Annotated in this window: 13 protein-coding genes; all 13 read right to left on the bottom strand. The window is 28.6% G+C overall.

The window, feature by feature from the left end:
* A partial coding sequence (dut, locus tag Q0V09_RS02890) for a dUTP diphosphatase (RefSeq protein ID WP_297487080.1) occupies positions 1-260 on the bottom strand: 260 nt, incomplete at its 3' end.
* Positions 261-274: 14 nt separating this feature from the next.
* Entirely contained in the window at positions 275-1,498 is a 1,224-nt protein-coding gene (locus Q0V09_RS02885; protein ID WP_297405768.1) for a pitrilysin family protein, read from the bottom strand.
* Between the two features lie 8 nt (positions 1,499-1,506).
* On the bottom strand, positions 1,507-2,586 hold the full coding sequence (locus tag Q0V09_RS02880; protein WP_297487078.1) for an LptF/LptG family permease: 1,080 nt from the start codon (positions 2,584-2,586) through the stop codon (positions 1,507-1,509).
* A complete protein-coding gene (locus tag Q0V09_RS02875) occupies positions 2,586-3,665 on the bottom strand; it encodes an LptF/LptG family permease (RefSeq protein ID WP_297405772.1) in 1,080 nt (359 codons plus the stop codon). Before Q0V09_RS02875 ends, Q0V09_RS02880 begins: the two co-directional genes overlap by 1 nt.
* 9 nt (positions 3,666-3,674) lie before the next feature.
* Positions 3,675-4,208 (bottom strand): CvpA family protein, encoded by a 534-nt coding sequence (locus Q0V09_RS02870; RefSeq protein ID WP_297405773.1) that lies wholly within the window; start codon positions 4,206-4,208, stop codon positions 3,675-3,677.
* Between the two features lie 15 nt (positions 4,209-4,223).
* The gene (locus Q0V09_RS02865; protein WP_297405774.1) at positions 4,224-5,408 is read right to left on the bottom strand and encodes a class I SAM-dependent rRNA methyltransferase; all 1,185 of its coding nucleotides are present in this window, start codon (positions 5,406-5,408) and stop codon (positions 4,224-4,226) included.
* Between the two features lie 11 nt (positions 5,409-5,419).
* Positions 5,420-6,529, bottom strand: a complete 1,110-nt coding sequence (gene alr / locus Q0V09_RS02860; protein ID WP_297487076.1) for an alanine racemase — start codon at positions 6,527-6,529, stop codon at positions 5,420-5,422.
* A gap of 62 nt (positions 6,530-6,591) precedes the next feature.
* Positions 6,592-7,530 carry a protein translocase subunit SecF gene (gene secF, locus Q0V09_RS02855; protein ID WP_297406222.1) on the bottom strand — a complete coding sequence of 313 codons (939 nt, stop codon included), beginning with the start codon at positions 7,528-7,530 and terminating at the stop codon, positions 6,592-6,594.
* A gap of 2 nt (positions 7,531-7,532) precedes the next feature.
* Positions 7,533-8,753 (bottom strand): protein translocase subunit SecD, encoded by a 1,221-nt coding sequence (gene secD, locus Q0V09_RS02850; RefSeq protein ID WP_297406224.1) that lies wholly within the window; start codon positions 8,751-8,753, stop codon positions 7,533-7,535.
* A gap of 16 nt (positions 8,754-8,769) precedes the next feature.
* Complete coding sequence (gene ruvX, locus Q0V09_RS02845; protein WP_297406226.1) at positions 8,770-9,189, bottom strand: Holliday junction resolvase RuvX; 420 nt, start codon at positions 9,187-9,189, stop codon at positions 8,770-8,772.
* A gap of 12 nt (positions 9,190-9,201) precedes the next feature.
* Positions 9,202-11,808 (bottom strand): alanine--tRNA ligase, encoded by a 2,607-nt coding sequence (gene alaS, locus Q0V09_RS02840; protein ID WP_297406227.1) that lies wholly within the window; start codon positions 11,806-11,808, stop codon positions 9,202-9,204.
* A gap of 34 nt (positions 11,809-11,842) precedes the next feature.
* Positions 11,843-12,568: an LPS export ABC transporter ATP-binding protein gene (gene lptB, locus Q0V09_RS02835; protein WP_297406229.1), complete on the bottom strand. Its 726-nt coding sequence runs from the start codon at positions 12,566-12,568 to the stop codon at positions 11,843-11,845.
* A gap of 12 nt (positions 12,569-12,580) precedes the next feature.
* The coding region (lptC, locus tag Q0V09_RS02830) for an LPS export ABC transporter periplasmic protein LptC (protein ID WP_297487073.1) at positions 12,581-14,296 on the bottom strand (1,716 nt) is incomplete at its 5' end.

The raw sequence follows: 14,296 nt of genomic DNA, 5'->3' as shown, positions 1-14,296 counted from the left end.
TCAGAATCTATTGTTCCTGGTGTGTTTACAAGTGTTATTCCGTGTTTTAATGCAAGACCACTTCTTGGTCTTACTTGAACTTCATATCCTAAAGGTATCTCCATTTTTAATCCTGTAGGAACTAATACTCTTTCTAAAGTCTTTAAAACTATTGGTTCAGTTATATTTGCTTTCACATCCATTCCAGCTGATCCTTCTGTCATATATTTAGGAATATCCACTCCATTTTCTGCAATTAACTTTACTCTTATTTTTTCCATTTTTTACCTCTCTCTTAAATATTTCCTAAAATTGTTTTTGAATAATATTTTTCATCAAATATATCTTTAGCAACTTTTTTTATATCTTCTAATGTTACCTTTTCTATCTCTTTTATTACATCACTAATAGGCTTTATTTTACCATAAAGTAAGTATGAGTTTGCAAGTCTACTCATTTTTCCTTTACTACTTTCAAGCCCGAATGTAACCATACTTAAAAATTGATTTTTTGCTTTTTGTAACTCTTTTTCTGTTATTCCATTACTATATATATCTTTTAACTCTGACTCTATAATTTCAATTACTTCCTTGTAATTTTCATGAGTTGTTCCTGCATATATTGTAAATAGTCCTCCCTCATCAAATGAAGATGAATAACTATATACAGAGTAGGCTAAGCCTCTTTCTTCTCTAATCTCTTGAAATAATCTAGAGCTCATATTTCCACCTAATACATTTGATATAACTGAAACCGGAATTCTATTATCATCTAAATTTGAAACTCCTTTTGTATTAAAACATAAATGTACTTGATTTGTATCCTGATTTATTATTTTTTCACCTGAATTTATTGACATCTCTCCATTAAAATCTCTAGGTGTACTTTCATCTTTTAACTGTCCAATTCCATCATTTAATTGATTTAAAACTTCAGAAAAATCAAAATTTCCAGCTACAGAAATAACTATATTCTTTGGAGTATATGTATCTTTAAAATACTTTATTATATCTTTTCTTGTTATTTTTTTAAGACCTTCTATAGTTCCAGCAATACTTCTTCCTTGAACTCCTGTTATAGCAAATCTTATATTTTCTTCATGAACAACCTCTTCTGGAATATCTTCATACATTTTTATCTCTTCAATTATCACATTTCTTTCTCTTTCAATATTTTCATCTGTAAATGTAGAATTTAAAAACATATCATTTAAAATATCAATTCCAACAGATAGTGAACTAGATGTCATTTGAATATAATAGGCTGTTTTTTCAGCACTTGTATAAGCGTTTATCATTCCACCTTGATTATCTATCTCTTCTGAAAGTTCTTTCGATGTTCTTTTTTCAGTTCCTTTAAAAAGAAGGTGTTCTATAAAATGAGATATTCCTTCTTCTCCTAGCAACTCATTTTTTCCACCTGTTTTTATAAATATTCCTAAACTGGCTGTATTTATACTTTTAATATTTTCCATTAATAATGGTATACCATTTGTTAATTTCTCTACTGTAATATTCATTTTCCTCCCTAATATTCTGCTCGCTTCATAAAATAAATTCCCAATGCTAAAAATAATAAATTTGGGATCCAGCCACTTATAAATGGATTTAATATTCCATTTACACCAAGAGCCTCAAAAGATGCCTGAACAATATAGTATCCGTATCCAAGCCCAATACTTAAGGCTATACTTATTGCTGAAGCTCCCCTAACATATCTGCTTCCAAGTGCCAATCCTAAAAAAGAAACTATAAAACTAGCAAATGGGAACGAATATCTTTTTCCTAATACTGCTAAAGATTCTTTTATATCTCCACCAGTTATTCTAATATCTCTTATTGATTTTTTTATCTGTGTATTTGTAAGTTCTTCTGGATCCCCTTGAATTGTTAAAAATCTTTCAGGACCTTTATTAAACTCTTTTCCCTCATAAACTCTATATTTTCTTTGTTTACCTGTAGAAATATCACTAACTACCGCATCTTTTAATATCCATAAATTTTTATTAAAATCAAATTTTCCACTTTTTGCTGTAGTTATTGTTTTTATTTTATCAAAACTTTTATTAAGTTCTAATATTTCTATCATCTTAGCTTCATTCTTCACTCTATTAATATTTTGAATATAATATACAACATTATTTTCAGTTCTTAAAAAAGCATTATTTTTTTCAATAGGTAACATTTTTTCCTCTATTTTCCTACCTGCTCTCAAAGCTCTACTTTTAGCCAGTGTTGATGGGAATACAAAATCCATAACTTGAAATACAATTACAGAAAAAAGAAATGATATAATTATCGGATATCTTACTATTCTTCTAAAGCTAATTCCTGCTGTTTTTAATGATATTATTTCAAGATTAGAAGCCATTCTATTTACACACATTAAAGAACCTAGTAAAACTGCTAGTGGCATAACTTCTATAAATATTTTAGGTAATAAATACACTATATATATCAAAGATTGATGGACTGTCATTCTTCCATCTGTAACATATCTTATAATTTTAAATAATTGACTCAATAAAAATATATTTATAAAAGCTAATAAACTTATAAATACTGATTTTAAGAAGTTTTTACATATATAAATATCTAATTTTTTCATCATCTAGCACCACCTGATTTTATTCTATATAAGCACATTGTTCCTAAAATTAAAATCAAGTTTGGAACCCAGACTCCTGTATAAGGAGAGACTATCCCTTTATTCGCCATAACCATTCCTACATTTAAACATACAATATATGTAAAAATCACACCTAAACTTATTCCAAAACTAGCACCTTTTCCACTTCTATGATGTCCAATAGAAAGTAAAACTCCTAAAATTGCTAAAACCATAGTTGAAATAGGTACTGCTATCTTTCTATTAATCTCTACTAAATAAGGGATCTTTTCTTTGGGCGTTTTTCCTTGCATTTTTTTTAACAATGTATAAGTACTCATCGCTTCAATATCTTTTACTTCAATTTTTATTTCTTGAAAATATGAACTAAGTGGTATTTTTTTCTCAATAAACTTTCCTTCAACTTTAACCCCACCATCAGGATTAAAAGTATAAAATGTTGAGTTTCCTAAAACCATATTTACATTTTTCCAATGAGAATCTTTTCCTAAAAGGACTGTTGGAAATCCACCCTTTTTTTCTTTTTGAAAAATTAAAATATTTTTAGCTTCATTTGTTTTTCTATCGATTTTATCTACATATAAGCTATAATCATCAACCTCATCAATTAAAATTCTTTCTTTTAGTTGAAATACTGGATTTTCATAAGCAATTTTTATTGTTAATTCCTCTAATTTTTTAAAAGATCTTGGAATAATACTCTCTTGTAAAAAAAATATAAATAAAGTTATGCAAAATGCTAACTTTACAATTGGTTTTAATATTGCTTTTAAATCCATTCCCATAGAACTCATTGCTGTTGCTTCACTTGTTCTTGTAAACTTAGCAAAAGTTAACATAACTCCTAAAAACACTCCCATGGGAATAGTTTGTGACAAAATAGGGGGTAGATAAAATGATAATATTCTTACTACATCTAATAAAGATATTCCTTTTACTATTATATTTTCCATTAAAGATACAATTATTTCTATTAAAAATATAAAAGTAAATAAAGATACGCCAAATATTATTGGCATCTTTACATCTTCTAATATGTATTTTTCAATTATTTTCATTCTCTTCTCCTAAAATATTTTATTAAAATATTTCTCTACAATCTCTTTTCCTTTTACATATCCTAATTTTGATTTTAATTCCTTTGGCATATAATCTTCAATTAAATATGATTTTTCTAAGAAAACTTTATTTACTTCACTTCCTGTACTATATTTTTCTAATTTAGAATATCTTTGAGAAGCATAATTAAATACAAATAAAACTATTACTGCAATTAATAATCCTTTTATTAATCCAAATCCTGCTCCTAATATTCTTGATATAAACCCTTTACTCTGAGCTCTTAAAACTATTCCTATAAAAAACATTAGTATTGAGATAACTATATACGACCCTATAAATACACTTATATACGTTATTAAATAGTTATTATCAGTATTGTTTAATCCCATTTTATCAATGACCATTGGTGTTAATTTCTTTGCTACAACAAAATCAATAACAACTCCAAATATTGAGAAAAATTGCATTAAAAACCCATCTTTTATTCCTTCAATTATTGCAAAAATCAAAATAATAGCGATAACTATGTCTAAATACATTTCTTCCTCCTAATGTTAGTTATTTACTACTCTTACCCAAAGAGCTTTTAAATAAAGAGTTTCTGGTGTATGAAGAATCCATGGATGGTCTTCTGGTTGATAATTTACTCCAATTACTTGTAGTAATTTTCCATTCTTAGATGCTGCCATTCTTGTAACTTCTATTAAATCCTGTAATGCCATATGATAAGCACATGTAATTACTCCAACTATTCCTCCATCTTCAATTAATTTAAAACTTTCATCACAAAGGCTAAAGAACATATCTCTTCCTCTGTGAAGATCTATTTTCTTTTTGATTAAAGAAGGTGGATCAAGAGTTATTACATCAAACTTTTCTCCTCTATTTGCAAGAATTTTCAGCATTAAGAAAGCGTCTCCTTCTGCTGTTTCAAATTCATTTGTAAATTCATTTAATTCATAATTTTCTTTACATAATTCAAGTGCATGTGGTTCTTTATCTATTGCTACAACTTTTTTACATCCTTCTTTTAATGCTGCAACTGAGAAACCTCCACTACTTGAAAATACATCTAAGAATCTTGTGTTTTCATTTAAATATCTTCTTATAAATTTTCTAGAATCTCTTTGATCTAAAAAGAATCCTGTTTTTTGTCCATCAATAATATCAATATAATATTTTAATCCATTATCTTCCATTACTATTCTTTCTGGAATCTCTCCGTATATTATCCCTGTTTGCTGCTCAACACCTTCATGAGTTCTGTTTTCAACATCACTTCTTTCATAAATTCCTTTTGGTTTCATAACTTTTTTAATAGCATTAATAATATCTTGTCTGAAAGCTACTTCAAGTCCTGAGTTTCTAAATTGAACAGATATATATTTATCAAACTTATCTATAATTAATCCTGGAATTCCATCAGCTTCTGAATAAAATGCTCTAACGCAATTAGTTTCATTAAATAGATGTTTTCTTTTTTCATATGCCATTTTTATTTTTTCTAAAATTAGTTTCTTATCAACAGCTATATCTTTAGTTGTTAACATTCTTACAAAGGCATTCGTATTTTCAGCTACATATCCCTTTCCAATCATTTCACCATCTAAAGTACATACTTCAACTATATCTCCGTTCTTTGTCATTCCTAAAACTTCTCTTATTTCATCCTTAAATACATTTGGATAAAAATTCCTTATTTTTTTATCTTTCCCTACTTCTAATATTACTTTTGCCATTATTTTCTCCTTTAAATTTTGCCTATTAAATTATTAACAATATGAGGTTTCCCATTTTTTATGTATACTCTACTTACCCTTCTACTTAACCCTGTAAACAACTCATATACTGATGAATGTATCATTTGGGATATTTCATATATATCTTCGCCCATAACTACTACCTCATCTCCTACTTGTACCTTTGTTTCTATCTCTTTTGGAACTTTCACCATGACCATATCCATACAAACTTTTCCTACTATTTTACATTTATGTCCATGTATTGTTAGGGTACCTATATTGGACAACTCTCTTCTATAACCATCTGCATAGCCTACAGCCACAGTAGCTATAATGTCGCCTTTACAACCTTTTCCTACCCTTCCATAAGATATATCTATATCCTCTTTAAGCTCTTTTAAAAATAATACTTTACTTTTCAGTGTAAATACTCTTTTTAACGAATTAATTAAACCTTCCCCGTATACTCCATACATCAAAATTCCTGCTCTAACCATGTTTGTGTAGCCTATATTTGAAAAGTTTAAAATCCCTCCACTATTAAGGATATGGATATATTTTATATCTTCTAACTCTTCTAACTTTTTAAATTTACTAATTTGGTTTTTTGTGTATTCTATTGAATCTAAATCTGATTCATCAGAAACAGATAAATGAGAGTATAATCCCACTACAGTTATGTTATTATCTCTACAAATTTTCAATGCATTTTTTGCTTCATCAATTGTAAATCCCACGCGTCCCATTCCCGTGTCTACTTTTATATGAACTGAAATTTCAATTTTATGTTCAATTATATATTTTATTTGAGAAATATCAGTTATTGTAACTTGTAAATTATAACATTTTGCCATTTCAAGCTCTTCATTAAAAGAACCTGCTAAAATTAATATCTCTTTTTTTATATTGTGATTTCTTAATTCTATACCTTCTTCTAAAGAGGAAACGCCAAAAATATTTACATTTAAATCACATAATTCTTTTGCTATGGAAACTGCTCCCATACCATAGGCATCGGCTTTAATTATCGCCATTATCTCTTTCCCATGAGATAGCTCTTTTATTTTTTTTATATTATACTCTAGATTATCTAGATCTATCTCAGCCCAAGTTCTCATGCTTCCTCCGTTATATAATTATAAGTAGATTAAGCCACCCTTTTAAGGTGGCTCTTCTATTTTTAAACTACAATTTTTTCCTGTTTATCTGAGTGATTATCATGCTCATCTTTTTTAGGAATATATTTTTCATCCCTTTTCTTTTCAAATAAATACACTAATGGTGTAGATATAAATATTGATGAATAAGTTCCTACTCCTACTCCTACTAAAAGGGCTGTTATAAATGTTCTTAAACTAGCTCCTCCAAATACAAGTATTGCAACAATTGCAAGTAACGTTGTTACTGATGTATTGATAGATCTTACTAACACTTGATTTAAACTTTTATTTAAAAGCTCTCCAAACGTCATATCAGAAGGTTTACGTAAACTTTCTCTTATTCTATCATAAATTATAATCGTATCATTTATAGAATATCCTAATATTGTTAAAATCGCTGCAATAAATGGTGTATCCACTTCATAACCTAAAAGAGCAATCACTCCAATTGCCGCTGTTACATCATGAAGAAGTGTTAAAATACCTGCCACTGCAAATTTAAACTCATATCTAATTGTTATATATAAAACAATTAATAATCCACCCATTACAAGAGCATATACTGCTGAATCCTTTAAGTCTTCACCAATACTCGCTCCAACTTTTTCTGCTCTTTCAATTTTATAATCTCCTAATTTTTTTAAATTAGTTAATAAAACTCCTTTATTTGCTTCTGATATTTCAGGAGTTCTAATAATTACATTATTATCTGCAGAAGATACTTGAACTTTTCTTGATGTTGATGCTACTTGTGGTATTATTTTTGATAATTCATTTAACTCTTGATTTACTTCTTGTAAAGTTATTTTATTAGAATAATTTAATTGAAATAAATTTCCACCAGTAAAATCAATTCCATAATTTAATCCCTTTGTTAAAGTTATTGTCAAAAAGATAAGCATTGATGCTAGTGATAACCCAATCCACATCTTACTATGTTTTATTACTTGAATATTCATACTTACCCCCTTTTCACACCAAAGAACTCAGTTCTTTTTATTTTAAATAGATTCACCGCTGTTGTCAGTAATACTTTTGTTATAAGTATTGCAGTTATCATTGATGCCACAGTTCCTATAGTTAATGTTATTGCAAATCCTTTTATAGTACCTGTTCCAAACATAAATAATACTAAAGCTGTTAAAAGTGTAGTCACATTAGAGTCAACAATTGAAGATATTCCTTTACTAAATCCTAATTGAATAGCTCCTCTTATACTATTTCCTAACCTTAATTCATCTTTTATTCTTTCAAAAATAATTACATTGGCATCAACTGCCATTCCTGCTGATAGTATCATACCTGCAATTCCTGGTAAAGTTAGTGTTGCATCAATAAAGTTTAACATTGCAAACATAATAAGTCCAAAACTTAAAAGGGCTAAATCTGCTATGAATCCTGGAAGTCTATAAATAAATAACATAAATGCTGCTATCCATCCCACTGCTACAATTGCTGCTATTTTACTTTGAGCTATTGATTCATCTCCTAAAGATGCTCCAACAATTCTTGTTTCAACTATTTCAGCTTTTACTGGAAGTGCTCCTGCATTTAAAAGAGTTGCTGTTTTTTTAGCTTCATCAACTGTATAGTTTCCTGTAATAACACCATTCCCACTTGGGATTTCACCATTTATCATTGGAGCAGTTTGTACCTCTCCATCAAGTGTTATCGCAAGTTGCTTTCCAACATTTTCTCTTGTTATTTTTGCAAATTTTCTTGCTCCATCAACATTCATTTCAAATTGAATTTGTGGTCTTCCTAAATTATCATAAGAAACTTCAGCTTTTTTTAAAGCTCCTCCTGTTAATAAAGGTTCTCCTAACTCTCCATCTTTGTTCATTAGTCTAAATTCAAGTAATGCTGTTTTACCAATCATTTTTACTGCTTCTTCTGAATTAGTAACTCCTGGTAATTCAATAATTACTCTATCTGTTCCTGCTCTTTGAACAACTGATTCTGCTACTCCTAAACCATTAATTCTTCTATCTAGAACTTCAATTAATCTAGACATGGCATCATTATCTAACTTCATTCCTTTTTCTGGTTTAGCCTCTAAAACTACATAAACTCCACCTTTTAAATCAAGTCCAAGTTTCGTCGGTTTTACAATAGCTAACCACCATGAACCTACTAGTATTGCCAATACTAAAAGTAATTTTATAATTCCCTTTGAATTCATTCCAGCCTCCACTAAATTATTTTTTCATGTCTAGAAAAGTTTGTAAAATAATTGCTGCTGCTACTTTATCTACTACTTTTCTTTTTTCTTTGGCACCCTTTAAACTTGTTTCATTTAATATTCTATCAGCTGATACTGTTGATAGTCTCTCGTCTACTTCAAAGAATTCTAATCCATCTATGGATTTGTTCAATCTTGCCATAAACTCTCTTACTTTTTCTGCTTGGCGTTTTTCTGTACCGTCTAAACTTTTCGGTATTCCTATTACTATTGATTTAGTGTTTTCTTCTCTACATAATTCTGCAATTCTTTTTACAGCTTTTATTTTTTTTCTATCTATTACTTCTAAGGGAGCGGCAACCATTCCCATTAAATCAGATTTCGCCACTCCTATTCTTACATCTCCTACATCTAAAGAAAGATATCTTTTTAACATTTTATCTTCCTCCTATAATGAATTTACTAAAATCTCTTTTAATGAAGCTAAAGCATCTTGAACTTTCGCTCCGTTCTTTCCTCCAGCTTGTGCGAAATCTGGTCTTCCTCCACCATTTCCTTCAGCTATTTTTGCAGCTTCTCTTACAAGATCTCCTGCTTTTACTTTTCCTATTAAATTCTTTGTTACTCCAACAGCAAATACAGCCTTCCCATTATCTGAACCTAAAGCAATTATACAACTTCCTAATTTATCCTTTGCTTTATCAACTATTTCTCTTAATGAATCTGCTTCTTTATCTTTAAAAGCTTTTACTAATACTTTCACTCCATTGATCTCTTCAATTTCATTAAATAATGAATCTACTTCAAAAGATGCTAGTTTAGCTTTTAATAATTCTAACTCTTTAGATAGATCTTTTACTTCTTCAACTATTTTCTCTGATCTTTCCTCTAATTTATTTGTATCAGTTTTTAATGTTTTAGCTACCTTATCCATAGTCTTTTCCATTTCTAAAGTTGCAAGATATGCTCTATAACTTGTTTGAGCTTCTATTCTTCTTACTCCTGCTGCAATTCCTGTTTCAGAAACTATTTTAAATAATCCTATTTTAGATATATTCTCAATATGAGCTCCTCCACAAAGTTCCATTGAATAATCTCCAACAGAAACAACTCTTACTTCATTTCCATATTTATCTCCAAATAAAGCTGTTGCTCCTTTTTCTTTTGCTTTTTCCATAGACATAATCTCTGTACTTACACAAGTTCCCATAAATATTCTTTCATTTACTGTTTTTTCTATTCTTTCAATCTCTTCTGATGTTAATCCTTCATAGTGATTAAAATCAAATCTTAATCTATCTGCACCACAAGATGATCCTGCTTGTTGAACGTGAGTTCCTAAAACATCTTTTAAAGCTTGATGTAATAAGTGAGTAGCTGTATGATTTTTACTTACTTCTTCTCTTCTAACTGGATCAACAGTTAAATTTAATAAAGTTCCAACAATAAGTTCTTCTATACCACTTTCTACTTCAATAATATGAGTATATATCTCTTTTTGTTTTTGGACATCTATAACTTTTGCTACTAATTTTTCCCCTTCAATTATACCAAAATCAGCTTCTTGTCCTCCAGCTTCAGCATAAAAAGGTGTTACATCAAAAGTTACTGCATATCTATTATCTCCTAATTCTCTAATACTTTGAACTGTTCCTGGAGTCATTAAATCTACATACCCTACAAAATTAGTCTTTCCATATTTATCATATAGTTCCTCTATAAAACTATCTTGTCCCTTTTCCATAATTACAGTTCTAGATGATCTTGCTTTTTCTCTTTGCTCTTCCATTTTTTCTAAAAATTCATCTTTTGAAAGTTCAAAACCATTCTCTTCACAAATTTCTTCAGTTAACTCATAAGGGAATCCATATGTATCATATAATTTAAACGTTACATCTCCTGATAGTTTATTCTCACCATTTTTCTTTGCTTCTTCTATTTCATTTGTTACTAATTGAATTCCTTGATCTAAAGTATGTGAGAATTTTTCTTCCTCTATTTTAACTACTTTTTTAATATGCTCTATATTTCCTCTTAATTCTGGATAAGCACCTTCCATTATTTCAACTATTTTATCTACCATTTCAAACATAAATAACTCTTTTCTTCCAAGAAGTCTTCCATGTCTTACTGCTCTTCTTAAAATTCTTCTTAAGATATACCCTCTTCCCTCATTTGATGGTATTACTCCATCATTAATTAAGAAAGTTATTGCTCTTGCATGGTCTGTTATTACTTTTAATGAGAAATCTATCTCTTTAGACACACCATATTTTTTGTTTGTTAATCTTCCTGCCTCTTCAACAATTGGCATTAACAAATCTGTTTCAAAGTTATTAGACTTTCCTTGTACCATTGCAGCTATTCTCTCAAGTCCAGCTCCAGTATCTATATTTTTTTTAGGTAATGGTTGTAATGACCCATCTTCCATTTTATTCCACTCAGTAAATACTAAATTCCATATTTCAATAAATCTATTATCTGTTCCTTCATCACCTAATTTAGAGTTTTCATCTCCACCATAAGCAACTCCTAAATCAACATGTATCTCTGAACATGGTCCACATGATCCTGTAGGTCCTGCTGCCCACCAGTTTTCAGATTCTCCCATTCTAACAATTCTTTCTTTTGGAAAATTACATTTTTCAATCCAAATTCTTTCTGCTTCATCATCTGTTGTAAATACAGATACCCATAATTTATCTTTTTCTAACTTTAATACTTCAGTTATAAACTCCCAAGACCAAATTATTGCTTCTTCTCTAAAATAATCTCCAAAAGAGAAATTTCCTAACATTTCAAAAAATGTATGGTGTCTTGCTGTTCTTCCAACATTTTCAAGATCATTTGTTCTTATACACTTTTGATAAGTTGTTACTCTTGGTGTTGGTGCTTCTTTTTGACCTAAGAAATAAGGTTTAAAAGGTACCATTCCTGCAACTGTTAATAAAAGAGTTGGATCATCTGGAATTAGTGATGCACTTTCAAAATGCTTATGATTCTTTTCTTCAAAAAATTTTATAAATTTACTTCTAATTTCGTTTCCTGTTAACATTCTTTTATTTCCTCCACATATTTTAAAATTTTAATTAATCTAATTTAAAGTTTTCCCCTAGATATACTTTTTTAGCTAAAGGATTTGATGCAATCTCTTCTGGAGTCCCACTTATTAATACTTTTCCATTAGCCATGATATAAGCTTTTTCTGTTATTGATAGGGTTTCTCTCACTGAGTGGTCTGTTATTAAAATCCCTAGACCTCTCTCTTTTAAATATCTTATAATCTGCTGAATATCTTCAACTGCTATTGGATCTACTCCAGCAAATGGTTCATCTAACAATATAAAATCTGGGTCATTTGCAATTGTTCTTGCAATCTCTACCCTTCTTCTCTCTCCACCAGATAACGAATATCCCATTGATTTAGCAACATGAGTCAACTTAAACTCCTCTAGTAGATCTGTCATCTTTTGTATCTGTTCATCCTTTGGCATCCCTTTCATTTCAAGTATTGCTAAAATATTATCCTCAACAGATAAATTTCTAAAAATAGATGGCTCTTGAGCTAGATATCCAATTCCCATATTTGCTCTTTTATACATAGGTGCACTTGTAATATCCATCTCATTTATATATACTTTTCCACTTTCAGGCTTTACTATACCTGTTATCATATAAAAAGTCGTTGTTTTCCCAGCACCATTCGGTCCTAAAAGTCCAACTATTTCACCTTTTTTTACTTCTAAACTAACTTCTTTTACAACTTGTCTTTTTTTATAGCTTTTGCATAAGCCTTGAGCTACTATACTTCTCATAGTTTCTCCTTATTATTTATTAGTTTTGTTATTTTTATAGTCTACAAATACATTTCCTCTAGCTTTTACTTTATCTGTTTTAGTATTATAATCAACTTCTTTTGCTTCTATTGTAGATTCTCCATTGTCCACTAATACATTTCCTCTTAACTCAATTACATTTTCTTTATTCTTCAATATACCTTTATTAGCTGTTGCTATAATTGTATTTTTAGAATCCTTTCTAACAATCTTTACATTTCCAACTAGAGTTAAAACTTCACTATTTAAATCTCCACTCATTATATTTGATGTTACTGTAGTGACTACTCCATTTTTATCTTTCATCAATATTTTTGTATTTTCTTTTCCATAGATCAACTTTTTATCTGTTTGCATTTCAATATAGTCAGAATAAACTTCCATTCCTTCTTTTTTTATTATTGCATTCTTTTTAATCTCAACTCTTTGAGCCTTTGTTTTTCCAAATTTATCCTTTACAAAATAAACTCTTACAAAATCACCAGAAAATACAACTGGAACTCCATCTTGATATATTTTACCATTTACATTCCCTATAAAATCAAGATTCATATTTTTTATAGTTCCTTTTACTTTATCTCCATTAAACTCTTCTCCAGAATCTGATTTTATATTTACTTTATCAGCTTCTAATATATCTGTTTTCATATTCAATATTCCTTGATTTCCAAGAATATCATAGTTAATATATTTTATGCTAAATTTCTCTAAAGATTTTACTATATCTGTTTTTTCATTGTACTCTAATAAGTTTCCACTTAATGTTGCTGTTGGATTTATTATCTTTGCATTTTTTTCCAATATCATTACAGAATCAGACACACGGTATTTTATTATATCACTTTTTAAAGTATTCTCCACATCTTTTCCTGTAAAATTTTCACCTATAAATATTTTTGTAATAGTATTATAAATACCATTATACATTTTACCATTCATATTTTTTTCTTTATTGTTAAATATAATTTCTCCAGGTATGTATATCTTATTTTCTTTTAATTTATATTCCCCTGATTTAGATTTAGCATTTATTTTATCTGATTTTAACGTTATATTATTTTTTAATTTAATGTAATCGTTCTCTTTAAAAGATCCAGATCCACCAGTTAATATAGTTCCATCCTTTTTATTAATTGCAACTATATTTTTTTCAACTTCACCTATTCCAGTTTTTTGATTAAATTCTAAATTAAACCCTGATATTTTATTTTCACTACCTTCATAAGTAAACTCATTAAAAGACTTAAATATTTCACTATTTAAATTGTACTCACCTTTTATACCTTTAAAAATATCTTTATCTTTTTTTCCAATTAATTCAAAGTTTGTTGGTAAAATAATATTTCTATTTAGTTCTTTATAAATTAAGGTCTCACTTTTAAATATATATTTAACGTCTTCAAAATAAGCATCTCCATTTACAATGTAATCTCCAGTTTCTCTATTGAAATTAATCTTATCTCCTGAAACAAATTGTTTTTTGATTAAATTATCAACTTGTCCATTTATAATATATCCCTCTTGAGTATTTTTATTATAAATAAGTTTCTCACCAGTACTTTTATACTCTTTACTTGTATATATAAACTTACTATTTATATTTAAATTCCCACTTTCTGTGCTATATACTAAATCTTTAGTTTCTATTTTATCATCAGCACTACTATAAACAATATCTCTATTATATCCGATTATATTTAATATTTT

This window comes from uncultured Cetobacterium sp. (genome assembly GCF_947039425.1).
Lineage (GTDB): Bacteria > Fusobacteriota > Fusobacteriia > Fusobacteriales > Fusobacteriaceae > Cetobacterium_A.
The sequence above is the reverse complement of the archived record's forward strand: the minus strand, read 5'-3'. Positions and strand labels throughout refer to the sequence as shown.

Coding starts and splice junctions, on each gene's coding strand:
- Q0V09_RS02885 (WP_297405768.1), bottom strand. CDS start 1,498: ATGAATATTACAGTAGAGAAATTAACAAATGGTATACCATTATTAATG.
- Q0V09_RS02880 (WP_297487078.1), bottom strand. CDS start 2,586: ATGAAAAAATTAGATATTTATATATGTAAAAACTTCTTAAAATCAGTA.
- Q0V09_RS02875 (WP_297405772.1), bottom strand. CDS start 3,665: ATGAAAATAATTGAAAAATACATATTAGAAGATGTAAAGATGCCAATA.
- Q0V09_RS02870 (WP_297405773.1), bottom strand. CDS start 4,208: ATGTATTTAGACATAGTTATCGCTATTATTTTGATTTTTGCAATAATT.
- Q0V09_RS02865 (WP_297405774.1), bottom strand. CDS start 5,408: ATGGCAAAAGTAATATTAGAAGTAGGGAAAGATAAAAAAATAAGGAAT.
- alr (WP_297487076.1), bottom strand. CDS start 6,529: ATGAGAACTTGGGCTGAGATAGATCTAGATAATCTAGAGTATAATATA.
- secF (WP_297406222.1), bottom strand. CDS start 7,530: ATGAATATTCAAGTAATAAAACATAGTAAGATGTGGATTGGGTTATCA.
- secD (WP_297406224.1), bottom strand. CDS start 8,753: ATGAATTCAAAGGGAATTATAAAATTACTTTTAGTATTGGCAATACTA.
- ruvX (WP_297406226.1), bottom strand. CDS start 9,189: ATGTTAAAAAGATATCTTTCTTTAGATGTAGGAGATGTAAGAATAGGA.
- alaS (WP_297406227.1), bottom strand. CDS start 11,808: ATGTTAACAGGAAACGAAATTAGAAGTAAATTTATAAAATTTTTTGAA.
- lptB (WP_297406229.1), bottom strand. CDS start 12,568: ATGAGAAGTATAGTAGCTCAAGGCTTATGCAAAAGCTATAAAAAAAGA.